Consider the following 24,705-nt stretch of genomic DNA (forward strand, 5'->3'; position numbering starts at 1 on the left):
GAAAACGCCCCCGCGCCGGTGATCTCGAACGGGGGTGATCGGTTGTGTATGAGGGGTTTACGTGGTGGACGCTGTCAACGAGGTGATGAAGCGCTCGGCTGCCGCGTCGACCTCGGCGTCGGGGGTGAGCAACCTCTGTAGCAACAGTCCTCGCAGACATGCGGTTGCGATGATGCTCTGCTGCTTTGCGTCCACCATTGTGAACCCTTCGCGGAGGGCCGCCGCTTCGAGGAGGTGCGCCAAATCGTCGAGGTCGGCGGCGAAATCTTGAAATGCTTTGTGCTCGTAAACCGCAAGTCCGGCCAGGTGAAAAAAGGTGCGGCTTCGATCTTCGTGCTCGGCGTTCGAGTAGAAGGTCCAGATCGCCCTGCACAGGGCCGCGAACCCGAGATCCTTGCCCATCGCGGCGATGACGAGGTTGTCACGGCGGCGAGCTTCCGACAGCACGGCGCTGAGGAGTCCCGGTCGTGATCCGAAGTGATAGGTCAGCAGCGTGTGGTGCACTCCGAGTCGCTCCGCTACTTGGCGCATCGACAGCTTCGGGCTTGGGCCGGTTTCACCGAACTCGTCGAACAGTGCCTGCAACAGTCGCTCTCGACCCTCCCCAACCGGCGATCTCACGCTACCTCCATTGACGGGTTCACCACTGTTGAGTACGGTACCGCATATCGAATTCACCAGTGTTTAGGAGAGTGGTTTCCAATGCTCGGGAGGTCCCTTTGACTGACGTATGGTTTGCCGGCGGCATGGTCGCGGATGGATCGGGCACCGACCCGGTCGAAGTCGACGTGTGCGTGAGTGGCGGCATTGTCACCGCGATCGGACAGGCGCCGTCGGGTTCGACGACAGTTGACTTGGACGGCATGCTTCTGACTCCGGGGCTGATCGATGCTCATGTGCACCTGGGTATTTCGAGTCCGATCCGAAGGCAATTCGGGTTTGAGCTCTCGGCAGCCGAACTGGCTGCGGGCATCTTCGCCACCGCGGGCGATGCCCTCGACGCGGGCTTCACCACGGTGCGAGACGTCGGTGGCATCGACGGCGGAGTCGTCGACGTTATTGCGAGCGGCAAGGTGCGTGGTCCGCGTGTCCTCTCGTGCGGTCCTGTGCAGTGCCAGACCGGTGGACACGGCTACTACGGGGCCGCATGGGAGCCGACCGAGCTGTGGAACATGCACCACATTCCCGGGCTCTGCGCCTTGTCCTTGATGTCGGGCAATGCCGACGAGCTACGACGCAACGTGCGCGAATCGTTCCGCCGAGGCGCAACATTTCTGAAACTGTGCGTCACCGGCGGTGTCGTCGGAGGCCATGACAGCCTCACCGACACACAGTTCACCGTCGAGGAAATCTCCGTGGCAGTGGAAGAAGCAGCGTCGCGCGGCACCTACGTCACGGTCCACGCGCACAACAATGCGGGCATTCGCAACGCGGTGCGGGCCGGCGTCCGGTGCGTGGAACACGGCACCGACATCGATGCGGAGACGGCCCAGCTGATGCGGGAACATGACGTGGCACTTGTCCCCACCTTCGCCGTGGTCGAGCAGTTGGCGGACACCGAAAGCATGGACCTGGACCCGGCAATACGAGAGCGTGCAGCCGGAGTGCGTCAACGCATGGCCAGAGCGCTCGAGGCCTCTCGCGCAGCAGGCCTGAGGATCGGCCTGGGCTCGGACCTCATCGGGCCGCACCAAAAGCGCCGAGGTGAGGAGTTGCACTTGCGCGCGGAGTTGGAGTCGCCGATGCATGCACTCGTTTCGGCCACCAGCGTCAATGCCGACATTCTCGGTATCGGGGAAAGCGTCGGGACGATCCGCGTCGGTATGCAGGCGGACATGGTTGCCTGGCAGCAAGACCCACTCCGAGACGCAAAGGTGTTCGCCGATCCGGACATGGCTGTTCTCGTCGTGAAGTCCGGAAATATCGTCAAGGGAGACGTTCGATGAGCGCAATGCTGCACGGATGCTTTGCAGACACGGAGTACTTCGAAATCACGGCGAAGTCGGGACACAGCTACGGCGTCTGGGTGACCACACCCCCCGGCTACGCGGACTCCATGGATCCCTTACCGCTGATCTACGTGATGGACGGCAACTGGGCTGTAGGTCTTACCGCCCCGCTCATCGTCACGCAGGCAGACCCGTACCTGACGGTCGCCCCGTACATTCAGGTCAGTGTCGGATATGCCGGTGAGGAGGCCGCCAACTGGGCACGGCTCCGCAACCGCGATCTCGTGCCGCCTGGGGAACCGGTAGGCGAAGAAATGATGGCTACTCTTGCCGCTGCTCGCGACTCGGGTGCAATGACCCAGGAGTACGTGGACGCCTACCTCGAGGAGCTGGCAGACACCCACGGGGACGTCTTCCTCGACTTCCTGACCAACGAACTCCACCCTCGCCTGTACTCGTCGGAGCTACGTGTCAGCGAGTCCGGGCACGGACTCTTCGGGTACTCGTACGGAGGCCTTTTCGCCCTCTACGCATGGCTGCGCGACGCGCCCCCATTCGCGACCTTCGGTGCGGGTAGTCCCGGAGTTGTGAACGCCGACAGCCAGATCCACACACTGGTCGAGGCACTGCCCGAGCGTGGCGTGGGCTCAGTTGTTCCGCAGCTGCACGTCACGCTGAACGAAGCCGAACTGACTGGACCCATTCCGATCTATCGCGGACTGTCACGCAATGTTCTCGCCGTCGTGGAGCAGTTGCATGGCAAGGGACGGTCGCAGGATGTTTCGACCGCGTTGTTGCACGAGACGCACGTCACCGGGCTGCAGGCATCGTTCCTGAGCTACTTGAAGACCTGCCATGCACGTTAGCTCTCCGTCCCGGAGACGATGTGCCGCTGACACGTTCTAGGGCGATTTTCCGCAGACGCCGTTGAAGGAGAAGTCGGCTGTGGGTGTCCACCACGTGGTGGGACACCCACAGCCGTGTCTATTCAGTTGTCGAGGCTATCGATTCTCCAAGCCGGACAAGACTTCTAACCCATGACGGTCCCGGTCGACTCGGCATTGGGTGCCCGAAGGCGGGAGAATGCGCCGAGGTCGATTTCGAGCCCGGTGTGCATCCCGACATAGGTCAGGGGATCAGCGTCGTGATCGTGTCCAGCTTCCACTTCGTCGATGATCCTGGACATGAGGCGCCCAGCGATGGGCGCATTTTTGAATTGGTTCCCGCTGGTGCCCATGGCGACGTAGAAACCTTGCCTGTCTGTCTTGTCGTAGATCGGGGTCCAGTCAGATGCTGCGTCGTACACGCCGGCAATACCTTTCGGTTGTGAAGGGACCTCCAGGGTGGGGAAACGCCTGGCGGCGCGGAAAACCTGCGCTTCGAATCGGGCAACAGTGCGATTCGGGTTTGCGGTATCAGGATCGTCGATCCACTCGAGCGGATCGCAATCCGGTTCGGTTCCGCCGACGAGGAAACCGTTTCCAGGTTCGGCTCGCATGTAGGTTCCGAGATCCAAATCGGCGATCATCGGGCCGAGGATCTCGTCGTCGTTGTACTCAGTGGGTGCGGTGATGTGATGGACTTCCTGACGCAAGGGCCGAACCGAAACCTTGAAGTCGGACCCGACATTCGACAGCTTGTTGAACGCTCCTGACCAGGGGCCGGCGGCGTTGACGACAATCTTGGATTTCACACTTTCCCCGTCGTCGAGCCCTAGCTGCCAGGTGCCGTCAGGCAACTGCTCGACTGCCACCACACGCGTGTTGTATGCGAAAACCGCACCGTGCGAACGTGCTGCCGCAGCAAGATTCGCGGCTGCCAGTTGCGGGTCGTCGACGAACCCCGCCTGCGGTGTGTACAGCGCGCCGAGCGTGGTTTCCGCATCTGCGAAGAAGGACTCCGAGTCGACTGGCTTCGGTGGATAGTATTTACCTGCGTCGATACCGGGAATCTTTTCGACGAGTGTCGTTGCGTCCCAAAGTTGGTAGTCGATTCCGATCTTCTCGAACAGTCCAATCGTGCGCGCGTGGGGTGCGACGTCGACATCGAGCAGTGCCATCCCGCATTGCCGAAACTTCGCAAGCGCGCCGTCGACTGTCGCGTTGAGATGCTCGTTCCAGTTTTGCCAGCAATGCAGCGACTCCCAAGCCGCAGCCATACCGTCGAATGTGGAGTAGTTGAACCGGATGACCGCACTGGATGCACTGGTCGAGCCGTAGCCCGGACCACCAGACTTGTCGATGACCAGGACTTCGTAGCCTCGAGCGGCCAGTTCGTAGGCGATGGAGCTGCCGATCACTCCAGCTCCGACCACAACTGCATCGGTCTTGTCGGTAGGCACTTTCGGCCCCTCTTTCTACTGATGGCTTCGCCGGATCGAAAGCGCAGCTATTCGATCCGGCGAGCTTGGGTTCTGGTAATTCCGACGCCGTCGACTTCCTCTGGAGACCCGCATCCCGAATTCTCGGATTCGGCTCTGCCTTAATGGATTTGGTACCTGAAAGTCCAGAGGTGTCCGTCGTCCTCAACTCTCTCGTGGCGGCCATCGGAACGCTATCGACAGCTGCTCAAAAAATCACAGCCGTGGCGCGTCCGTTGTCAGAAATGTTTCGTCGAGCTGCCCCGCGTGGCAGACCAGTCTTTCGATTCCGGAATCCCTCGCCACAGAATGGGAAGTGCGATCAAAGCGATGGCGGTCGCGTAGAAGGCAGGCGACAGATCGCTTCCAGTGGCGTTGACCAGTGCTGCGCACACCAGCGGCGCAGTTCCTGCGAAGAGCGCATATGCGATGTTGTAGGGGATTGCCGTGCCGGTGAATCGAGCATGCGTCGGCATCATTTCGAGGATTACGAGCAAAGCGGACGCGAGTAGGGAAAGCGCGATGACCAGAGCAGCCAGTGCAATGGCAATCGCGAAAATGTTTCCGGTGCCGATGAGCATGTAGCTGGGCACCGAAACGAAAACTGACATCACCATGCCGATTCTGACGAGAGGTCTCCGGCCGATTCGGTCGACCGTGGCGCCGAAGAAGATGAACAGCGGGACTGCGAGAACCAAAGCGCCGGTTGTCATCAGCAGTGCCACCGTGCTCGAAACGTCGGCTGAAAGAATCAGAAATGTCGGCATGTAGCCGAGCAGCATATGAGTAACGACACCGAGCGAGGCGAAATACACGAATGACGTGAGCAGAGTCCGCCAGTGATTGCGGAACAGATCTGTGAGAGGGCGGGTTGGAAGGGAATCGTTTTCTTTCATTTCCTTGAAAGCCGGAGTTTCCTCGACCGCAAGCCTCATGAACAGTCCCACCATGGCGACAACGCCTCCGATGATGAACGGCCAACGCCATCCCCCGTCGGCAAAGGACTCAGTGCCGACCAAGCTGAATGACAAGACTGTGACCGTGGCCAAGATACTGCCGACGAACGACGAAGAGCTGATAATCCCCGCGTACAAGCCTCGGCGGTGAGACGGCGCATGCTCGACGACGAAGGTTGCCGCTCCGGTGTATTCGCCGCCGGCCGAGAATCCTTGAACCAAGCGACAGAGCAGCAGCAACAGCGGTGCTGCAACACCGATCGAAGCGTAGGTCGGTAGGAGGCCGATAGCCGCTGTCGAGCAGCCCATGAGCGTAATTGCCAGGGACAGTGACCTCCGTCGGCCGAGGCGGTCACCCAGTCTTCCGAAGAATATGCCGCCGGCAGGTCTGGCCAAGAATGCGACTCCGTAAAGAGCGAAGGTGGCAAGCAGTGCGCCACTGCCGAACTCCGGAGGGAAGAACACTGTCGCGAGAACTGCGGCAGTGAAACCGTAGATCGTGAAATCGAACCATTCGACGATGTTGCCTGTCGCGCCGGCAATCAGGGCCCTACGGCGCGCCGATCGACGTCCGGGTGACGTCTCGGTTTGATGCTCTACAGGAGCATTTGCTGTGCCGGTCATGATGATTCCTCTCGGGATATGCTGAATAGCAACGGTTTTGCGACGTCACGGTGGCCGATGTCGTTCGGAGGCATGCGAAATTGAAAGAGGCTGACCGGACCCACGTTGATCTGGCGAACGGAGGTTGCGATCGATTCCGGATCAGGGACGACGCTTTCTCACGCGAGAGCGTGTCGGCTGGCTTCGGCCCACAATGCAAATCTCACGGCTGCAACGAATCTCGTCGCTGTCGTGCAACCTGTCGTTGCTGGGTATGCCTGGTCGCGGGCCGAGCGAACACGTTCCGGGTCTCATGTGCTTCGGCATGTAGCGAGCTTATGGCGCGAAAGTTAGTTGCATCACTGTCATTCGTTCAAATTGTCGCGGACGAATTTAGTCATATGTTGCAAAACGGCGAGCGCTGCTCGTACAGTTCGACGATGGCCGGAGAACTACAGCATTTGGTGGATACTACCGGGCGCCGACTGGACCGTTCCGTTGCGATCGATGATGCACAGATCCGTCTACTCGCGTACAACTCGCATGACAGTGCCGTCGATTCAGTCAGAATGAATTCTGTTCTACAGCGGAATGTTTCACGCGAGATTGTGGACTTCATCTACGCGAGTGGAGGCCGTGAAGCCCTCGATCTCTTCACTGTTCCCGTCAACGAAGAACTAGGGCTGACCCTTGGCCGGGTCGGGATGCCGATCCGGTACCGCAATGCGCTGCTGGGCTTCGTCTGGCTGTTGACTTCAGAGGGCGAAGTTGACGAGGATCAAGCCGAGGTCTTGAGGCGCACGGCTGATGCGGCGGCGATGATCCTCCACCGCGAACAGTTGCTGGACGAGTTGTCCCGAAGTCGGGAGCGGGAACTTACTCGAGACGTACTGTCTGGCGAGCGGTCGCTGCGCGAGGACGCGGCAAGCAGATTGGCTGATGAGGGCTTGATGGCTGCGGGTCCAGCAGTCGCGGTCACTATGTTGCTCCGTCCCGTGGACCGGTCGACATTGACCGAAAGAGATCGTCTGAGTGTTGCCGTCGGCGTCGATCAGCTTCGGCGGAGGCTCCCGCGGAACAGTGCAATCCAACTCGACCGCCCCGACCACAGTCTGTTGATCGTATCGGTGGCCGAACGCTCGACTCAAACCCATCTGGACTCGTTGATCGTGGCAGCCCGGGAGCGAGTCTTGTCTGAAAGTGGGCGCCAGAACATCGAATGTTGGGTTGGTATCGGTGAACCGCGAACCTCGGTTGCAGACGTGCGCGAATCCTACGAAGAGTCCAGACGCTCCGCAGATGTAGCCCAGGTCGTCAAGGTGCTCGGAAATGTTGTGCATTATCGGGATCTCGGCGTCTACGGACTTCTGGCCGAACTGTCGGAGGATCGACTCGAGAACAGTATTCACTCAGGTTTGCAGTCCTTGCTCAGCCATGAGGACTCAAAAAGTGAGGCTCTTCTCGCGACGCTGGAGAGCTTTTTGGACAATGCCGGTGACGTAAAGCGAACGTCCGAGGCGCTCTGTGTGCATCGAGGGAGCTTGTACTATCGTTTGCGGCGAATTCAGGAGATAACACGCGCAGACTTGGCAAACGGCGACGACCGGTTGGCATTGCATTTGAGTCTGAAAGTCGCGCGGTTGTTAGATCTCCGATGATCCCAACCGAGAAGAGGGGACTGCGGAAGAATCCAGCGGCTCAACGTAGTTCGGGGCTGGATCGTCAAGCGGGATGGTTCTGGGGTGGGAAAGGAAGCGCGTCGTACATCGGCCGGCGTGGGTTGGCTTGACCTGCTGAGACGTTCATACGTTTGATCGGGCATCTTCTATCCTCCTGTCGGCAGATGCGGCGGAGTGCAACTTTTTCGGGCATTGAAAGTGCAGAATCGTCCAGATGAGTGTCGAGCTGCGTGAAGAACGCGCGTTTTTGCAAACCGAAATGACGACGAATTTGGTCTGAGTTCGGTCCCCCGGTGCGCAGATGTTTGCGCGCAAACTGGACTATTTGTTGCCGACTGCACACAGGGGATTTCGCGTCCATCCCGTTGGCTCCCTTTATGGTTGGAGTGGATCAGATACCTGAGTCGGTGCGATTTTTACGCACCCCTTCACTGCAGGTCTGGTCTGATCTTTCCGAAATTGGAGTCGCGGAGATATATGCAGTTGTTCGAGATCGTTCCCCCGAAATTGAACAAACGCGCCAGACTGGATTGTGGCCATTGATGCTGCAACGTCTAGCCATTTGCTTGCTGCTGAACTGGCTGGTCAGTACGACACGGTATCGGTGATGTTGCCGGCCTAACGCCAAACGGTGAAATGGTTCTGCCAGGAGAACGACACGTTTTTGCCGGCATTCGAGACGACGACTCCGCGTGGATCAACTTCTGGGGGAAGGGGAACCGACCACATCATCTTTCCGTCGCGAGCCCGGATCGCGTGCATGCCGGTGTAGTCGCTGAAGACGAAGTGGTCGCCATCGGTTACCCCGCTGCGAACCCAGTACGCGTCTTGCCAGGGCGTTTGCCACAACTGTCGGCCACTCTCGATGTCGAGACCCGAGATTGTGCGAGTCTCGGGAGACGTGACCAGGATTGTTTTTCCTACCACTGCGGCGATGGCGCTTCCCGTCCCGGCCATCGCGGTGTTGACGATTTGTGAACTGCGCCAAAGTTCGTCACCGGAATTCGGGTCGTAGGCGCCGTCGCCGAGAAACATCGGCAGGCCCGTCGAGGACTTACTGGGGTAGGACGACGATGAGTACGAGGGAATCGGTATCGCACGAATCGTGGATCCATTTGAAGCCAAGAGGTTTTGGGTTCCTACATAGCCTGATCTGCCTCCGACACTGGTGAGGAACAATCCGTTCCCGGCCGGGGCAAGCGAATCACCCTCGAATCTGAATCGTTCTGCGCCGGAATCCAGATCGTAGATTCGATAGCGGTACTGTGGGTGCCCGCCATCGCCCTGTTCCATCGCAATGACAGTGTCGGTGTGAGGGACCGTGTAGACGGCCCCGAACTTCTCACTTGGTTCGAAGGTGCGAACGAAGTTGGCCGTTAAGTTGGTTGTGTTGCCGCTGGCGAGAATTCGTGTTCGAATCGTTCCGTCCATCCTTTCGCCGGACGTGTACACGGTGTCTCCGGTGATGACGGCGCCATTGAGATCGAAGTCGGTTCCGAGGTCGGACAACAGAGTTCCGGTCGCGGTATCGACAAAGATCATCCGTCGATCGCCCCAGCACGCGATGATCGTGGATTCGTTCTGTTGGCTGCACTGGCCGATGACTCCGCCGATTCGCGTTTTCCACAGCGGACTTCCGTCGTCGGGATTCACACCGACCAGTGTGACGGCACCGACTCCCTGACTCGACGAAGACTCGTCGGTCTTGGGAAGGGGATAAGCAGTCGCAGCCACCAGCACGTCACCGACTTGGTACGTGTTGCCGTAGCCGTAGTAGCGATCGAGGCCGGAAGGCATCGACAGCAGTACGTCGCCGGAGTTGTCCGTGAGCGTTCGAACATCGAGTTCCCAAGCTTGTTGCGGAGGATCGGAGAGGTCCACGTCGACAACCCCCTGCTCGACGATCGGACCGCCTGTCTTCTGCTTCGGCGAGGCTGCCTCACTGGAGTCGGAGAGTGCCGATACGACGATGAACGCGATCGCCACGATCAACGCCAGTCCGAGGGCGACCAGTTTCCAGTGTTCCTTCAACCGAAGCTGCATCGAAAGACCGTAACCGATCGAGCAAACTGATCGGTTCGTTTCGTGGACGGCCGGCTCGATGCCGACCTCGAAATCGATCGCACGGCCTACCGCGTCAGGGCCGGGTAGCGTTTGTCTCCGACCAAGAGACTGAGAACCGTCGCTGCGTAGTGAAAAACTCGGGGGGAAATTGCGGATCGTCCCTCGTTATCGCCGCCCGCTCAGGCACTCCGGGGACGCTATGGGCCGCACCGACCAAGTATCACCGTGACATCTTCGAGCCCACCCGGTGATCGCGGCACACCGGACCCGGACCTGCACAGCCCGCGTGTGGCGGAGGTCTTCGCTCAACTCTTCGACGCCCATGCCGCCGATCTTCGTCGCTACGTGTGTGCCCGAGCCGGCGAACATCATGCCGACGACCTCGTCGCCGAGGCTTTTGCCGTCGCGATCGATCGTCGATCCACCTACGACCCTAGCCGGGCTCCCGTTCGCGCTTGGTTGTTCGGCATCACCCACACCCTGCTCAGGGCACACTTTCGCTCCCAGGATCGCGCCGAACGCGCACTCGCGCGGGTACATGGCGAACGTGCCGTGTCCGAGACTGCGCCGGAAGACCTCGTCACGGCTCGGGTGGACGCGTCCCGCCGCCTCGAGGTGATCGCGTCGGCACTCGCCGAGCTGACGGAGGACGAACGCGACGTGCTGCTCCTCTCGTCCTGGGCCCATCTCGAGCCGGCGGAGATCGCGGAGATCCTGTCCGTGCCGGCCAGCACCGTCCGGTCCAGGCTGCACCGCACACGCACTCGCCTGCGGACTTTGCTGCTCGACTCCGAAAACCTCCAACAAGCCTCGGGAGAGAACTGATGCCGAATCGTCGGACCGATCCCCTGGACGACACGTTGCTCGAACTCCGCGATGCGCTCGACAAGCCGGACGTCGACGCCTTGGCAGCGATCCGGAATCGGGTCCTCGCCGACGCGGAAGCGGCCGAAAGTTCTCCGCCGGTACCCAGTCGCAGGTTCGCTCTGCGGCGCGTGCCCGCTTCGGTCTACGCCGGTGCCGCGGTGCTCATGGCCGTCTGCTTGGCTGCGGTGCTGGTGCAGTTCGCACCTTCAGAGCAGACAGGCACTACGGGTGGTGTGTCGCTGCCGGTGCCTTCCATCGAACTCGCCTCCGCCGAACACGTCCTACAGCAAGCCGCGCGCTCTCTCGAATCGATCGAGATGATCTCCGCTCGACAGGGACCGTTTCGACTCGTCGAGGAGCACGCGTGGGTCCAACAGGGGATGGAGTACGGATCTCCCTACGAAGCAGGGCCCGACGCTCCACGCAACGGCTACACCTACCTGCTCGAAACCCGTTCGCAGCTATGGATTCCGGCAGACGAAACACAAGAATGGCTCGAGCGGCGGTCAACTGGCCAGTCGCGGTGGCTCGGCGGCACGACGCCGGAGAGTGAATCAGCTCTGTACATCGACGAAACCCGAAACGGGGAATGGCGTGCCCGCTGCGGCAGATTCTTCGACGACAATCGCGACAACATCAACTGCGTTCCGGACGACTGGGACGATCCCAACTTCTATCGGTCGCTGCCCGCTGACCCCGAGGGTTTGCTTCGATGGCTCCGCGACTACACGGCGCCGCGCGGTTCGACGCCGGAAGCGATGTTCCACATCGCGATTGAAATACTGAGAGCCGGCATGATGCCGCCTGACGTCAAAGCGCAGTGGTATCGCGCGATCGCCGGAATCGATGGTGTGGAGACCGTGGAACAGACCACGCTCGACGGTCGATCCGGAATCGCACTCGGGCTCAGTGGTGTTCACGAGCGTCGCGACTTGATCATCGATCCGGGAACCGGTGAGTTCATCGGTGAACGACGGGTCGCGGGCGCAACTCCGGAAGATCCTTGGATAGCCCCCGGCACCGTGTTGGGGACAAGTTCGATCACTGTCCGGCCCGTCGACGAATTGGGATCCGAATAGGGAACGTGCTCGGTGTGACGAAGTGTGGTGGCCTCGTACACACGAGACCACCACACCGACGGCGTCAGACGTAAGGCGAGTACGCCGGGAGATCCAACTGACCGTTGCCCGACAGTCCGATCACAATCACCTCGGGTTCGGTGACGGCGCGCGCGTGAGCGATGGCGCCGGCAACCGCGTGGGTTGATTCCGGAGCCGGGATGATCCCTTCGGCGCGGGCGAAAATCAGACCGGCCTGGAGCGCGTCGTCCTGATCGACGGCAATCGCATCCATGAGTCCGAGGTTGACCGCATGCGAGACCATCGGCGACATGCCGTGGTAGCGAAGGCCACCGGCATGGATCGCCGGGGGAACGAAGTCCTTACCCAGAGTGTGCATCTTGAGCAGCGGGGTGAGGCCGGCGACGTCACCGAAGTCGTAGCGGTACTCGCCCTGGGTGAGGGACGGGCATGCCGAAGGCTCGCAGGCGACCAGACGAGTCTTGGTGCCTTCGCGAAGGTTTCGTCCCAGGAACGGGAAGGTGAGTCCGGCGAGGTTGGAACCGCCACCGGCGCAACCGAACACGGTGTCGGGGACGGCGTCGCCGGCTTCTTCGAGCTGGACCATTGCTTCCTGACCGATCACGGTCTGGTGAAGCATGACGTGGTTCAGCACGCTACCGAGTGAGTAGTGCGTGTTCGGATCCTGCGCAGCGACCTCGACGGCCTCACTGATCGCCATACCGAGCGAGCCGGTGGTGTCGGGATGCGACTTCAACAGTGCGCGTCCGGCTTCCGTCAGGTCGGAAGGCGACGGGTGACAGATTCCGCCGTATGCCTCCATCTGGATGCGTCGGTACGGCTTCGAATCGAAGGAGGAGCGAACCTGCCACACCTCGACGTCGAGTCCGAGCAGTGCGCCCGCGAACGACAGCGACGCACCCCACTGGCCTGCACCGGTTTCGGTGGTGAGCTTGGTGGTTCCTTCGATCGCGTTGTAGTACGCCTGCGCGACAGCAGTATTCGGCTTGTGTGAACCGACCGGGCTCACGCCTTCGTACTTGTAGTAGATGCGAGCAGGTGTGCCCAGAGCGCGCTCGAGTCGGTGCGCACGGAACAGGGGAGAGGGCCTCCACATGCCGTAGATCTCGCGAACCGTCTCCGGGATCTCGATGTAGCGCTCGGTTGCGACTTCCTGCGCGATGAGGTTCACCGGGAACAGCGGCGCCAAGTCCTCGGGGCCGAGCGGCTCACGAGTGCCCGGATGCAGGTGCGGGGGAACGGGCTCGGGGAGGTCAGCCGCCAGGTTGTACCAGTGCGTCGGCACTTTCGACGGGATGGAGACGCCCAAAGGCTCGAGCGAACGGTTGAGTGGGGTGGTGGTCAACTAACTCTCCTTCGTGGATTCGGTACCTGATCTTGGCGGTCGTAGCGACGACGCGTACGGCATTTGCCGGATCGGGGATCCTGGAGAGGAGCCTGCTGGACCACCCGATATCGGTCCGGGCAGCACGCAGTTGCGGCTGACCGTCAGCGGTCGGGCCACCAGAGGTGCGCAGTGAGCAGGGTCACGAGCCGATCGTACATCGGTACTCGCACCCTGCTCACGTCGGGCGCGGCTACATTTTCGCCATCCTCCGTCGGCTCAGCGACATTTTCGCCATCCTCCGTCGGCTCAGCGACATTTTCGCCATCCTCCGTCGGCTCAGCGGAAAATCATGCACGTCGTAGTTCCGTGCGCCACCAACTTGCCGTTCTTGTCCAAGACCTTGCCCTCTGCGGTCGCGGTACGCCCGCCCACGTGAATGACACTGCCGTGGGCTGTCAGTTCGTCACCGTCGAGAGGCACCGTGCGGATGTAGTTGAGCTTGAGTTCGAGGGTCGTGTAGCCGACGCCGGCCGGAAGCATCGTGTGCACCGCGCAGCCCATGACCGAGTCGAGCAGCGTTGCGCAGATGCCGCCGTGCACAGTGCCGAGGGGGTTGCTGAAATCGGCACGCGGGGTCAGGGCGAAGCTCACCGATCCCTCGTTGACCTCGCGCATCTCCATGCCGAGGAGGCGTCCAATGCTGGGTCGGTCGTTGACCTGCGTTCCCATCCAGCGGAGAAGTTCGAGGCCTGTCATCTGCGCCGGATCGACGGTTGCGGTTGTCTCGTCACTCATTGTTTCATCCCATCACTATGTAGGTCGTCATACATAACGTAGCGTATGAGTCGACAGGTGTACCGACGGCCGAAGGATCTGTGACATGGCAGAGCTGAGCTCACGTGATCGCATGATTCGTAGTGCGGTCGAACTGATCAGCCGCAACGGTGTCGATGCGACATCCTTCAGCGACGTCATCAAGCACAGCGGCGCGCCCCGTGGGTCGATTTACCATCACTTCCCCGGCGGCAAGACCGAGCTGATGGTCGAAGCCGTGCGCGCGGCTGGTGCGATCATCACCAGACGAATCAGCTCGGCTGCGGCCACCGGTTCCACTGCCGACGTGATCGAAGCGGTCGGAGACATCTGGCGACTCAATCTCACGCGCTCGGACTTCGCGATCGGCTGCCCGGTGATTGCCGGCGGGTTGGCACGCGCCAGTGAGCCAGAAGTCGCGGAAGTATCGGCTGAGGTCATGCTGGGATGGCAGAAGTTGATCGAATCGCAACTCGAAACTGCGGGTTATCCTGCAGTGCAAGCAAAGTCGATGGCAAACCTGACGATCACGTCGGTCGAAGGTGCAGTGGCGGTGTGCCAGACGACTCGAAGTATCGAGCCGCTCGAACAGGTCATCGCTTCACTGCAGGGGCTCTCTCGTTCTGAGGCTTGGTCCCGCTGAGCCTTCGGGGGTTGACTTCGGCCATCAAGTATCTGTAACTTCATGTAACGGCTAATTAGGCAGGAGTAGGCGATGACACATTGGTTCGACCTCGAACCGGTCGGTGTCGATTTCTTCGACACGGCACCGCATATCTTCACGTACTCGATCGACCTCGCCGCCGAACCTGATGCCGTCTGGGCCGGTCTGACCGCCGACGAGCCTTTGTCGTGGTGCCGACTGCTCACAAAAGTGCACTACACCTCGCCGCGCCCCTACGGCGTCGGCACGCGCCGAATCGCGGAGGTGGGCGGTGGCGCGATGCAGATGCGCGAAAAGTTCATCACCTGGGACGACGAAACGCGTCGGCACTCGTTTTACGTCGAACAGTCCAATGTTCCGCTGTTCCAATCCTTCGCGGAGGACTACCGCGTCGACGAGCTCGCAGTGGGTTCGAGATTGCAGTGGGATTTTGCATTCTCGCCGCGTCCGAAGCTGTCGCTCGCGGTGCGCGGCGGGCTACCGGTCAACTCACTGATCTTCTCGAGCTTCGTGCGCGATACCAAGCGGCACTTCGGTTCTGCGCCACGCCATTGACTTTCTTCCCTTCATGCGAGAGGCATCCATGACCACGCTCGGAGAATCGTTGACTTTGCCCTGTGGGCAGATACTGCGGAATCGCACGATGAAAGCTGCGCTCAGCGAGGCTCTGGGTGACCGGACTCATGGACCGTCCACTCGCTTGGAAACGCTGTACGGTCGTTGGGGCAGTGGCGGGTTCGGATTGCTCGTCACCGGCAATGTCATGGTCGATCGATCGCAGATCGCCGAACCGGGCAACGTCGTCGTCGACGACGATCGTGATGCCGAAGCGCTGACTGCCTGGGCCAAGACTGCCAAGAACGGCGGCGCCGAGATCTGGATGCAGCTGAACCACCCAGGGCGGCAATCCAACCCGATCGCCAGCAGAGGTCGACCGGTCGCACCGAGCGCGATTGCGCTGAAGATTCCGGGAATGGCGACGCCGCGAGAACTCTCGACTGCTGAGATCGAAGGGATCGTCGACAAGTTCGCGGAAACCGCTCGCGTCGCCGAGTCCTCCGGATTCGGAGGCGTGCAGATACATGCCGCGCACGGTTATCTTGTTGCGCAGTTCCTTTCGCCGTTGTCCAATCAGCGGACGGACGAGTGGGGTGGAGATCCCGAGCGTCGACGACGCTTTCTGATCGAAATCGTTCGGCGCATACGCTCGACCGTTGCTCCGGGATTCGCGGTGTCGGTCAAACTCAACTCGGCTGATTTCCAGCGCGGCGGATTCTCGGAAGACGAGTCGCGAGAAGTAGTACGCGCGTTGACCGAAGAGTCGGTCGACCTCATCGAGATCAGCGGTGGCAGTTATGAATCGCCGGCCATGATGGGCAAAGCACAGAAGCAGAGCACTCGCGATCGAGAGGCATATTTCCTCGAGTATGCCGAGACGGTTCGAGCGATTGCCGGCGACATTCCGTTGGCGGTCACCGGCGGCTTCCGCTCGCGATCGGCGATGGTCGAGGCGCTCGCTTCCGGCGCGTGCGACGTGATCGGTCTCGGCCGGCCGACGATCACGATTCCCGACGCGGCAACCGTTCTCCTGGAATCGAATCGGGAACGATTGATCGTCCCGACTGTGGAGTTCGGAGCGCGGAAGTTGTTGGGGAAGGTTGCCGACATCTCGATGCTCGACGGTGCACTCGACCTGCAGTGGCACACCGATCAGTTGCATCGAATGGGTGACGGCAGCGAGCCGGATCCGGCTCGGCCGTGGTGGAAAACCCTCGGGACCATGGTGAGGCGAAACGGAATCGATGCGCTTCGCCCCACCAAACGAGCGGCTTGATCAGTTCGGTGCACCGATGTTGAGTTCATCGGGATGCGCGCCGACGCGGGTACCGTCGTCGAGAGTGTCGATTTCGCTCAGATCGAGATCAGTGAGTTCGAAGTCGAATACGTCGATGTTCTGAGCGATCCGGGCGTCATGCACTGATTTCGGGATGACGATCAGGCCGTTCTGCAGGTGCCAACGGATCAGGACCTGCGCCGCAGTCTTGCTGTGGCGGTCACCGATTCGGGTGATGATCGGATCGGTGAGCAGCGTGTTGGGCTTCGATGCCTTACCCCAACCCGCGTTGCTGGTACCGCCGAGTGGGCTCCACGATTCGACCTTGATCCCGTGCTCGGCGGCCTTGTCGCGGATCGCGTGCTGCGTGAGGTGCGGATGCAGTTCCACTTGATCGACTGCCGGCAACAATCCGCCGCGATCGACGAGAAGCTGCAGATGATGCGGCTCGAAGTTGCACACCCCGATTGCCTTGGCGCGGCCCGATTCCGCGATCTTTTCGAGCGCGTCCCAAGTGCGGAGGAGTCGGTCGTTGTCCTGCAGTGGCCAGTGGATCAGATACAGATCGACGTAATCGACGCCCAGCTTGTCGATGCTGCTGTCGAAAGCCTTCAACGCCGGCTCGTAGCCCTGATCTGCATTCCACAGCTTCGTGGTGAGGAATATGTCCTCTCGCGCGACGGACGAGTTGGCGATACCTCGTCCGACGCCCTCTTCGTTCCCATAAGCGGCAGCGGTGTCGATGTGCCGGTAGCCGGCGTCGTCGAGAGCGAACCGCACTGCATGCTCGGTTTCGTCGTTGGTGGCCTGCCAGACTCCGAGGCCGAGTTGCGGGATCGTGGTTCCGGAATTCAGCGTGATGTCAGGATTGCTCATGGATCAAGGCTAGCGATCTCGAGCTTTCCTTGCCGGGGTCAGAGCTGCCTGGGTCAGAGAGTGGTAGCCGAGTACCCATGCGCCGCTGCAACACTGTCGGACAGGAGCAGGCCGTCGTGTGTGCTCAGTCCCGACCCCAGGCCGGGAACTGTCGCGACCGCGTCCTTCCACCCCTTGTCTGCCAATGCGACGACGTACGGAAGCGTCGCGTTGGTGAGCGCGTACGTCGACGTCCGGGGGACGGCTCCGGGCATGTTCGCAACGCAGTAGAAGACGGAACCGTGAACCTGGTACGTCGGGTCGGCGTGCGTGGTCGCGTGTGAATCCTCGAAGCAGCCGCCCTGGTCGATGGCGATGTCGACCAGGACAGAACCCGGCTTCATGCGCGCCACCAGGCTGTTGGAGACGAGAGTCGGCGCCTTCGCCCCGGGGACCAGCACTGCGCCGATGACGAGGTCGGCGTCGAGTACTGCCTGTTCCAGTTCGAGGCTGTTGGACGTGATGGTCTTGACCTGGCCGTGGTACAGCTCGTCGATTTCCCGCAGGCGCGCGATCGACAGATCGAGAACGGTGACGTCGGCCTGCATGCCGTAGGCCACGGCGATGGCGTTCTTGCCGGAGACGCCAGCACCGATCACCACGACCTTGGCGGGGCGCACTCCGGGGACGCCGCCCATCAGCACTCCGCGTCCGCCGCCGTGACGCATCAAGTGGTAGGCGCCGGCCTGCGGCGCAAGGCGTCCGGCTACTTCGCTCATCGGTGCGAGAAGGGGCAGTGAACCGTCGGAACCGACAACGGTTTCGTAGGCGATGGAAGTGGTCTTCGAAGCCAGGAGTGCGTCGGTGCATTCCTTCGACGCCGCCAGGTGCAGGTAGGTGAAGAGCACCTGATCCTTACGGAGTCGCGAATACTCTTCTGCAATAGGTTCTTTGACCTTCAGGAGCAGATCTGCGTCTGTCCAGACTTGATCGGCGGACCCGAGGATCTGCGCGCCCGCGGCCTTGAAATCCTCGTCACTGAACGAGGAGCCGACGCCTGCGCCCGTTTCGATGACGACCTCGTGCCCTCGGCCGACCAGTTCGTGGACGCCTGCTGGGCTGATAGCCACGCGGTACTCGTGGTTTTTGATTTCGCGGGGGATTCCGACCTTCATGACACGGCTCCGAACTGAGTCTGTTGTTTCTTCGAATGGCAGGTGCCAAGCATGAAGTTTCGTCGCCAGATAGTGAAGAGAAGTGAAGATAATTCTCTAGTCTGTATTCATGGTGCGCGAAAGTTCAAAAATCGGTATTCAGACGGCCGCCTCGCCGAAGCATGTTCGGGCTGCCGTGCAGTTGGACGAGGTCGACCGGGTTCTGCTCGAAGAGCTGGCGAAAGACGCGAGGATTCCGAACAATGCGCTGGCCGCGATCGCGGGAATTGCGCCGTCGACATGCCTCGGCCGTGTGCGCGCCTTGGTGGACAACGGCGTGATCAGGGGATTTCACGCGGACATCGACCCCGCCGCTCTCGGAATGGATCTGCAGGCGATGATCGCAGTTCGACTGCAGGCCAACGCACGGTCGCACCTCAACCGGCTCGGCGACGATTTCGCCAAGCTGGACTCGGTGCTCAACGTGTACTTCGTTGCCGGTGTCGACGACTACATGCTGCACGTCGCAACGACGGATTCGGCGCAGTTGCGTGACTTCGTCGTCAACAATCTCTCGGCACATCCAGCGGTTGCTGCGACCGAGACGATTCTGATCTTCGAACACGTCAGGCCTCGAGGCGGTACTGCCTGATTAGTTCTCACCTGATGGCGGGTCGACGCCCGGACCAGGCGTTCTCGAGGAGTTCGCTCAGGCCCGGCGGGGTGATCTCACGCGGGTTCGGATACGCGGCGGAGGTGGCGAGTTCGACTGCATTTTCGATTTGATCGTGACTCATTCCCAGTTCTCGCAGAGTGGTCGGTCCGCCGCACGCGGTGACGAGGTCGAAAACGCCGGTAGCGGCATCGGATGCGCCCAGAGCAGTCGCTATTCGCGACATCACATCCGGGACAGCAGGCGCGTTGAATGCCATCGCGTGGGGGAGGACAACGGTGTGGGTGGGAGCATGCGGCAAACCGAAGCTGCCACCGACGGTGTGGCACAACTTGTGATGAAGCCCCATACCGACTGTGCCCAAGCAAGTTCCGGCCAACCAGGCCGCTTGTAGTAGTTCGGCCCTACCTTCCAGATTTTTCGGATCATCGACAATGCTCGGCAGCGCACGGGCGATCCCGGAGATCGCCTCGATCGCCATCGAGTCCGTGATCGGGTTGGACTCGATGGAGTACAACGCTTCAACCGCATGCGCCATCGCGTTGACGGCGCTGGTGACGGTGGTATCCAGCGGCAGATCGAGAGTGAGGTCGACGTCGTAGATGACGGTTTCCGGTCTGATGTGGGGAGAGGAGCGAGTTGTCTTGCGTCCGTTCTCTGTTTCACCCAACACCGGAGTGACTTCTGATCCCGCGTACGTTGTCGGAACGACGATCTGATCGAACCCCGCTCGTAGTGCCAGTGCCTTGGACAACCCGGTTGCCGAACCGCCGCCGATCGCGACGACCGTGTCGACGTGATGGTTCTCGGCAAGTCTCAGCGCGGCTGTCGTGACTTCGATCGGAGTATGCATCACAGCGCCGTCGAAGCGGACCACCGCCATGTCGCCGAGAGATTCGGTCACGGCGGCGGCAACCGCGTCGAGTCGACGACTTGCCAGCACCATCACTCGGCTACGGCCGCGCCGCCGCACTTCTTCGGCGATCGTATCGATCGTCCCTTGGCCGAAGACAATTCGAGCCGGTGAAGCGTCGTACGAGAAGGGCTTCATGTCATCCCTGCGAAACGGTGGCGTGCATTTCCCAGACGATGACCTCTGCCCCGGTATCGGAGCTGAGCTGCTGACCTCCACCGCCGGATACTCGTACCGCGTCACCCTGTTCGAGCACTCCGACGCCTTCCATGGCGGCCTGACCGTCGGCGACAAAAACATGCAGGAACGGTGCGTCCGGCAGGGTCACAGGTTGTCCGGGTTGCAGACGCGCAACGTGCATCGCGGCGTACTTGTTCTTGATCCGGATTGCCGAGTGATCGGCGTACGCGTCCATACCCGAGGCGACCGGAACCAACCCACCGGCAAGCAATTCGGCGTCGATCTCCAACTGCTCGTAACCGGGTGTGATCCCGGCTTCGTCGGGGACGACCCACATCTGGATGAAGTGAACCGGATCGCTGTGCTTGTCGGAATGCGCGCCCGCCACGTCACCGAGTCGCCACGAATCGTTCTTCTCCGAATGCAGGATTCCCGTTCCAGCGCTCATCCGCTGGGCAAGACCGGGGTAGATGACGCCCGAATGCCCCATCGAATCCTGATGTACGAGAGAACCTCTCAGTACCCAGGTGACGATCTCCATGTCCTGGTGCGGGTGGGTGTCGAATCCCATTCCGGGCGTGACGATGTCGTCGTTGTTGACCAGGAGAAGACCGTGGTGAGTGTTCTTCGGGTCGTAGTGATTGCTGAACGAGAACGAGTGCTTCGAGTCCAGCCAGCCGGCATTGGACTTGAAGCGATCCTCGGATCGACGGATATCGAGGTTCGGCTGCGACAGAGTGGAGGTCATGGTGTGCCTTCCGAATGGTGTGGGGGAGAGCAAGTTTTCAGAGGACGTGATTGCCGTACATCTCGCCGAGGGGGTCGGCGATCAGCTCGAGTCGAGCGCCGTCGGGATCGCGGAAGTACAACGAGACCTCTCTGTGCTCGATCAGTTCGACGCCGGCCTCGGTCAGTTGGGTGCGCAGCTTCGCCCACTTGGCAGGTTCGACGCTGATCGCGATGTGGTGGAGGCCGCCGAGTACTTCTTGGTACGGGCCCACGTCGAGACCCGGGAAGTCGAAGAAGGCCAGAAGGTTGCCATTGCCGATGTCGAAGAAGAAGTGCGACGACCCGGGATAGTCACGGTTCTCGATCAACTCGGTGAGTGGGAATCCGAGGAGATCCTGGTAGAACTTCACGGTTCGTTCGACGTCACTGCTGATCAGGGCCGTATGGTGCAGGCCGCGTGCGGTCGATGCGGGTCGTTTGTCGGAGGGGAGCAGATGTCGATCCCTGATCTCGGCCCGGCGTTCCTCGAACTGCACTGCGTTGTCGAACTGCACTGCGTTGTTGTCGCTCATGGCGCCCGCCTCTCGGTTGAACCTTCTCTTCGAACAGGTAGTTGACTGATCAACTACATTGAGAATAGATCATTTGATTTCGTTGTCAACTACTTCGGATATGCTGCTGTCATGGAATCGACGCGGTGGTTGAGCGACTCGGAGCAAACGGCCTGGCGGGCTTACCTGGACTCGACCCGACTGCTCCAGCGTGTTCTCGATCAGCAGTTGGTGCGAGACTCCGACATTTCCTTCACCGATTTCGAACTGCTGGTCGCTCTCGCCGAAGCGCCCGGCCGGCAACTGCGCATGAGTGAGCTCGCCGACGCTGTGATGGCTACCCGAAGTGGTGTGACCAGGGCCGTAAATCGATTGGTCGGCGCAGGGTGGGTGCGCCGGGTTGAGTGTGTCGACGACAAGAGGGGCGCCAATGCGGAGCTGACCGACTCGGGTGCCGACAAACTGGCGTCGGCAAGCCCGGCGCACGTAGCCGCAGTGCGGGAGGGCATGTTCGATCTGCTGAGCCCGCGAGATGTCGAGCGGCTCGGTGTGGTCTTCGGCGAGATGCGTCGGCACCTTCTCGAGACCCAGTCAGGTAATTGACAGAGCAACGGTCCGTGTCACGTAGTTGGTGAGGGCTGCGAACGGACTGCCATCATTGTCTGGTGACCCGCATTCGTATCTTCGCAACCGACCTCGACGGCACCCTGCTGCGCTCCGACCGAACGATTTCGGCGCGCACCGCGCAGGCCATGGAGAACGCGCGGCTCGCCGGAATCGAAGTTGTGTGGGCGACGGCCCGCGCCCGGCATTCGGTACACACATTGGCGAACTCGTGCGGATTTCGCGGTAAAGCTGTGTGTGCCAACGGAGCTGTGATTCTCGACCTCGCCGACGGGACGCCGGAGATCGTCGACACCGTCTCGATCGAAATGTCCTTGGCTGCAACGGCTATGGAGCAAGTTCGGGCGCTGGTTCCGGGCGTCGTGTTCGCGAACGTCGGACCCACCCAATTCTTTGCTGAGCCGGAGTACGCCGCTATGTGCGAGTTCGCGGACCATCACCGGCACCTGCACGAGATGGTGCTGGCCGACACCTTGCCGCTCGATGTCGAGCCGATGGTCAAGATCGTGGCCCGGCATGCGGAGGTTTCCAGCGCCGACCTGTACCGAACAGCCGTCGCTGCGGGCATCGAGGGCGTGGAGTTGACCCACTCCGGCGCCCCGTACATGGAAATGGCTGCAGCGGGCGTCTCGAAGGCCAGCGCTCTCGCGCAGTTGTGCGCGATCGACGGCATCGACGCGTCGGAAGTGGCCGCAGCCGGTGACGCCTTCAACGACGTTGCCATGCTGACCTGGGCTGGAACGGCTCTGGCGCCGGCCAACGCGAGAACCGAGGTCATCGAGCTCGCCGACCGAATTTTGCCCACGAACGACGAGGACGGCGTGGCGAGCTACCTCGAAGAGTTGGTTGCGGGGCGCTAGTTCAGCTGCTGACGGCCTTGGGTCCGGTGCCGATACCGACTCCGCAGTCCGTCATGAATTCGGAGAAGACGCGGTCGAAGCGATCCGGGTAGTCAAGGTGCGGGAAATGTCCGGCTCGCTTGAAGATCTCCACCCGCCCCAGCGGTAGTTCGGCGCGAGCGTTCTCGGTGTGGGCGTTGGGGATGATGGTGTCTTCCTCACCCCACACCAGTAGTGCCTGCAGATTCTTGAAGTTGGCGAAATGCGGAGTGGCATTGACGGTTTGACCGTTGTAATTGATGACCGATCGTGCCGTCGCCAGAAATGCCTGACGTGTCGACGCGTCCGATACCGAAGCGAAGCTCTTACGGGCCTCGCTTGCGCTGGCACCGAGCTTGAACAGGCCGATCTTGTTGAAAAGTCCGAGCGCTTTGTCGGTCACGTCGGTCAGCGTCCTCGACGCGAGGACGGGAAGTACCAGTTCGCTGCCGGGCAGTGTCGCCGCGCGCAGGAGTGGGCTCACCTCGGGCCCGAGTCCACCGCTGGCCACCAGGCACAGCCGCTCCACCCGGTCGGGGAACAGATACAGCGTCTGCATCGCGATCCCACCACCGAGGGAGTGTCCGACCAGGGTGGCCGACGGAATGTCGAGGGCTTCGAGGAGGTCACGCACAGTGGCGGCGTGAGCACTGAGTGAATAGTCGCCGGCAGGCTTGTCCGACGCACCGTGTCCGAAGAGATCAGGGGCGATCACGCGGTAATGACGCGAGAGCGTCTCGATCTGCGGTTCCCAGTTGGAGTGCGCGCCCAGCAGGCCGTGAATGAGCACCACGACGGGGCCACTGCCTTGGTCGACGTATTTGAGCTGGTCGCCGTGCAATACAACCGTCTGTAATTGGTCGGTTGCCATGATTGAACCTTTCGGAGCCGCCAGTGTCTGTGGCTGCTCGCGTGTTGTCGGACCGCACCCGCCCCGACGCGGATCCACGGGTATTTGTGACCGGGAGTAACCCCAGTTCCCTCAGTATGCCCATCGAGGGGGTCGATGTCGTGGCCATCGGGCGTGTTGTGACGAACCGTGAGCCGTCGGCTGAGAGGAGACGTACAACTCACCGCCGCGTGTCGGCGCCGTTGATCAGGCGAAATCGACCAGTTTGCCGAACGTGAGGTTGATGTCCCACGGTGTGACGCCCCACGTCTCGATCGCTGAAACCGCGAAGATTCCGGCAGCCTCGATGGTGTCCTGTGAGGCTGGTGCCGACACCGATACGCCGGTTTGGTCGCTCGGAACCTCCGGCCAGACGCCTGTGCCCACCGGTGCGGGGGTTGCCTCCATGACTGCGTTGGCCAGGCCCGATTCGTCGACGGTCGTGAAGAGGCAGTTCGGCTCGTGCGGAGAATCCCACCCGCCGAGTTCCGCGAGCCAGAATTCGCCGCGTCCAGCAGCGGAGATCGCGATGGACGCGAGTACCGATTCGAGATCTTCCCAAGCGTCGCCGGTCGGGGCCGACGCCTCGGTGAGCGTGAACGGTGCGGCGAGGGCAGTGCTGTCCGGGGAAGCGAAGCGCGGCTGCACAGTGAGGGCCTGGGTCTGGGTATCCAGAAACGCAACTTCTCGGAACTTGTTGTCCGGCAGAGCAGTACGAGCTACGAGGCCGCGTCCAAGCAGTGCGCCGAGAGCGGCGGGATCGTCGACGCTCCACAAGCGGGTCTCGTCCTCGGACCAGGTGCGAATCATTCCGCCGACGACGGGACTGATCAGCACGGGCTCGAGGTTCGTAGTGCCTGTTGACTCGCTCACCGCTGGCTCCCCACCGCACGTCGTACCGCCGGACCGGTTCCGGGCGGCTAGACAAGTATGCCGCCTCGCTGCTGTGGGCCCTTATTAAACCCCCGGGGGTGTTAAACGCCCCCCCCCCGGGCGCACCAAAGCGTGGCCCCCGCGGTGCGGATTTGCCGTGCGCGGACAAAC

24 protein-coding genes are annotated in these 24,705 nt (G+C 61.3%); 11 read left to right on the forward strand and 13 right to left on the reverse strand.

The window, feature by feature from the left end; translation table 11 throughout:
- Positions 1-57: 57 nt before the first annotated feature.
- A complete protein-coding gene (locus tag R4P70_RS19855; protein WP_007734140.1) occupies positions 58-621 on the reverse strand; it encodes a TetR/AcrR family transcriptional regulator in 564 nt (187 codons plus the stop codon).
- 98 nt (positions 622-719) lie between these two features.
- On the opposite strand from R4P70_RS19855, the gene R4P70_RS19860 reads away from it, so the two are divergent.
- Positions 720-1,946 (forward strand): metal-dependent hydrolase family protein, encoded by a 1,227-nt coding sequence (locus tag R4P70_RS19860; RefSeq protein ID WP_225989611.1) that lies wholly within the window; start codon positions 720-722, stop codon positions 1,944-1,946.
- Complete coding sequence (locus tag R4P70_RS19865) at positions 1,943-2,815, forward strand: alpha/beta hydrolase (protein ID WP_097387867.1); 873 nt, start codon at positions 1,943-1,945, stop codon at positions 2,813-2,815. Before R4P70_RS19860 ends, R4P70_RS19865 begins: the two co-directional genes overlap by 4 nt.
- A gap of 164 nt (positions 2,816-2,979) precedes the next feature.
- Here the strand turns inward: R4P70_RS19865 and R4P70_RS19870 are convergent, their stop codons facing one another.
- Together R4P70_RS19870 and R4P70_RS19875 are read right to left on the reverse strand one after the other, a co-directional pair.
- Positions 2,980-4,290 (reverse strand): NAD(P)/FAD-dependent oxidoreductase, encoded by a 1,311-nt coding sequence (locus R4P70_RS19870; protein ID WP_060938419.1) that lies wholly within the window; start codon positions 4,288-4,290, stop codon positions 2,980-2,982.
- A gap of 257 nt (positions 4,291-4,547) precedes the next feature.
- Positions 4,548-5,888 carry an MFS transporter gene (locus R4P70_RS19875; RefSeq protein ID WP_020968454.1) on the reverse strand — a complete coding sequence of 447 codons (1,341 nt, stop codon included), beginning with the start codon at positions 5,886-5,888 and terminating at the stop codon, positions 4,548-4,550.
- Between the two features lie 548 nt (positions 5,889-6,436).
- Here R4P70_RS19875 and R4P70_RS19880 point away from each other — a divergent pair.
- Positions 6,437-7,525 (forward strand): PucR family transcriptional regulator, encoded by a 1,089-nt coding sequence (locus R4P70_RS19880; RefSeq protein WP_317831320.1) that lies wholly within the window; start codon positions 6,437-6,439, stop codon positions 7,523-7,525.
- A 639-nt stretch (positions 7,526-8,164) separates the two neighbouring features.
- Here R4P70_RS19880 and R4P70_RS19885 read toward each other — a convergent pair.
- Positions 8,165-9,589: a PQQ-binding-like beta-propeller repeat protein gene (locus R4P70_RS19885; protein WP_317831322.1), complete on the reverse strand. Its 1,425-nt coding sequence runs from the start codon at positions 9,587-9,589 to the stop codon at positions 8,165-8,167.
- 246 nt (positions 9,590-9,835) lie between these two features.
- On the opposite strand from R4P70_RS19885, the gene R4P70_RS19890 reads away from it, so the two are divergent.
- Together R4P70_RS19890 and R4P70_RS19895 are read left to right on the forward strand one after the other, a co-directional pair.
- Positions 9,836-10,435, forward strand: coding sequence for an RNA polymerase sigma factor (locus tag R4P70_RS19890; protein WP_019746930.1), 600 nt, complete (start codon positions 9,836-9,838; stop codon positions 10,433-10,435).
- Positions 10,435-11,556, forward strand: coding sequence for a CU044_5270 family protein (locus R4P70_RS19895; RefSeq protein ID WP_317831324.1), 1,122 nt, complete (start codon positions 10,435-10,437; stop codon positions 11,554-11,556). Before R4P70_RS19890 ends, R4P70_RS19895 begins: the two co-directional genes overlap by 1 nt.
- 64 nt (positions 11,557-11,620) lie before the next feature.
- Here R4P70_RS19895 and R4P70_RS19900 read toward each other — a convergent pair whose 3' ends face one another.
- Both R4P70_RS19900 and R4P70_RS19905 read right to left on the reverse strand, forming a co-directional pair.
- Positions 11,621-12,922, reverse strand: a complete 1,302-nt coding sequence (locus R4P70_RS19900) for a TrpB-like pyridoxal phosphate-dependent enzyme (RefSeq protein WP_317831326.1) — start codon at positions 12,920-12,922, stop codon at positions 11,621-11,623.
- Between the two features lie 318 nt (positions 12,923-13,240).
- Positions 13,241-13,699, reverse strand: coding sequence for a PaaI family thioesterase (locus R4P70_RS19905; protein WP_003945940.1), 459 nt, complete (start codon positions 13,697-13,699; stop codon positions 13,241-13,243).
- An 85-nt stretch (positions 13,700-13,784) separates the two neighbouring features.
- Between R4P70_RS19905 and R4P70_RS19910 the strand changes: the two genes are divergently transcribed.
- From R4P70_RS19910 to R4P70_RS19920, 3 genes are all read left to right on the forward strand, one after another.
- A complete protein-coding gene (locus tag R4P70_RS19910; protein WP_007734151.1) occupies positions 13,785-14,360 on the forward strand; it encodes a TetR/AcrR family transcriptional regulator in 576 nt (191 codons plus the stop codon).
- Between the two features lie 72 nt (positions 14,361-14,432).
- The gene (locus R4P70_RS19915; RefSeq protein ID WP_030534740.1) at positions 14,433-14,936 is read left to right on the forward strand and encodes an SRPBCC family protein; all 504 of its coding nucleotides are present in this window, start codon (positions 14,433-14,435) and stop codon (positions 14,934-14,936) included.
- A 28-nt stretch (positions 14,937-14,964) separates the two neighbouring features.
- A complete protein-coding gene (locus R4P70_RS19920; protein ID WP_069146995.1) occupies positions 14,965-16,215 on the forward strand; it encodes an NADH:flavin oxidoreductase/NADH oxidase family protein in 1,251 nt (416 codons plus the stop codon).
- Here the strand turns inward: R4P70_RS19920 and R4P70_RS19925 are convergent, their stop codons facing one another.
- Together R4P70_RS19925 and ald are read right to left on the reverse strand one after the other, a co-directional pair.
- A complete protein-coding gene (locus R4P70_RS19925) occupies positions 16,216-17,091 on the reverse strand; it encodes an aldo/keto reductase (protein ID WP_019746934.1) in 876 nt (291 codons plus the stop codon). It lies immediately after the preceding gene.
- A 53-nt stretch (positions 17,092-17,144) separates the two neighbouring features.
- A complete protein-coding gene (gene ald / locus R4P70_RS19930; RefSeq protein WP_019746935.1) occupies positions 17,145-18,245 on the reverse strand; it encodes an alanine dehydrogenase in 1,101 nt (366 codons plus the stop codon).
- Between the two features lie 109 nt (positions 18,246-18,354).
- Between ald and R4P70_RS19935 the strand changes: the two genes are divergently transcribed.
- A complete protein-coding gene (locus R4P70_RS19935; RefSeq protein ID WP_317831330.1) occupies positions 18,355-18,876 on the forward strand; it encodes an Lrp/AsnC family transcriptional regulator in 522 nt (173 codons plus the stop codon).
- A 7-nt stretch (positions 18,877-18,883) separates the two neighbouring features.
- Here R4P70_RS19935 and R4P70_RS19940 read toward each other — a convergent pair whose 3' ends face one another.
- Genes R4P70_RS19940 through R4P70_RS19950 form a run of 3 tightly spaced genes read right to left on the reverse strand, consistent with a single transcriptional unit; the run spans position 18,884 to position 21,291 of the window.
- Complete coding sequence (locus R4P70_RS19940) at positions 18,884-19,948, reverse strand: maleylacetate reductase (protein WP_097387863.1); 1,065 nt, start codon at positions 19,946-19,948, stop codon at positions 18,884-18,886.
- A 1-nt stretch (position 19,949) separates the two neighbouring features.
- Positions 19,950-20,738, reverse strand: a complete 789-nt coding sequence (locus tag R4P70_RS19945) for a pirin family protein (protein ID WP_042950829.1) — start codon at positions 20,736-20,738, stop codon at positions 19,950-19,952.
- Between the two features lie 37 nt (positions 20,739-20,775).
- The gene (locus R4P70_RS19950) at positions 20,776-21,291 is read right to left on the reverse strand and encodes a VOC family protein (RefSeq protein WP_317831336.1); all 516 of its coding nucleotides are present in this window, start codon (positions 21,289-21,291) and stop codon (positions 20,776-20,778) included.
- Positions 21,292-21,402: 111 nt separating this feature from the next.
- On the opposite strand from R4P70_RS19950, the gene R4P70_RS19955 reads away from it, so the two are divergent.
- Complete coding sequence (locus R4P70_RS19955; RefSeq protein WP_097387861.1) at positions 21,403-21,873, forward strand: MarR family winged helix-turn-helix transcriptional regulator; 471 nt, start codon at positions 21,403-21,405, stop codon at positions 21,871-21,873.
- A 62-nt stretch (positions 21,874-21,935) separates the two neighbouring features.
- Positions 21,936-22,754, forward strand: coding sequence for an HAD family hydrolase (locus R4P70_RS19960; protein WP_097387860.1), 819 nt, complete (start codon positions 21,936-21,938; stop codon positions 22,752-22,754).
- 1 nt (position 22,755) lies between these two features.
- Here R4P70_RS19960 and R4P70_RS19965 read toward each other — a convergent pair whose 3' ends face one another.
- On the reverse strand, positions 22,756-23,643 hold the full coding sequence (locus tag R4P70_RS19965; RefSeq protein ID WP_003945464.1) for an alpha/beta fold hydrolase: 888 nt from the start codon (positions 23,641-23,643) through the stop codon (positions 22,756-22,758).
- A gap of 225 nt (positions 23,644-23,868) precedes the next feature.
- The gene (locus tag R4P70_RS19970) at positions 23,869-24,534 is read right to left on the reverse strand and encodes a hypothetical protein (RefSeq protein WP_317831340.1); all 666 of its coding nucleotides are present in this window, start codon (positions 24,532-24,534) and stop codon (positions 23,869-23,871) included.
- Between the last annotated feature and the right edge of the window lie 171 nt (positions 24,535-24,705).

This window comes from Rhodococcus sp. IEGM 1241, assembly GCF_033142365.1.
Taxonomy (GTDB): Bacteria; Actinomycetota; Actinomycetes; order Mycobacteriales; family Mycobacteriaceae; genus Rhodococcus_F; species Rhodococcus_F erythropolis.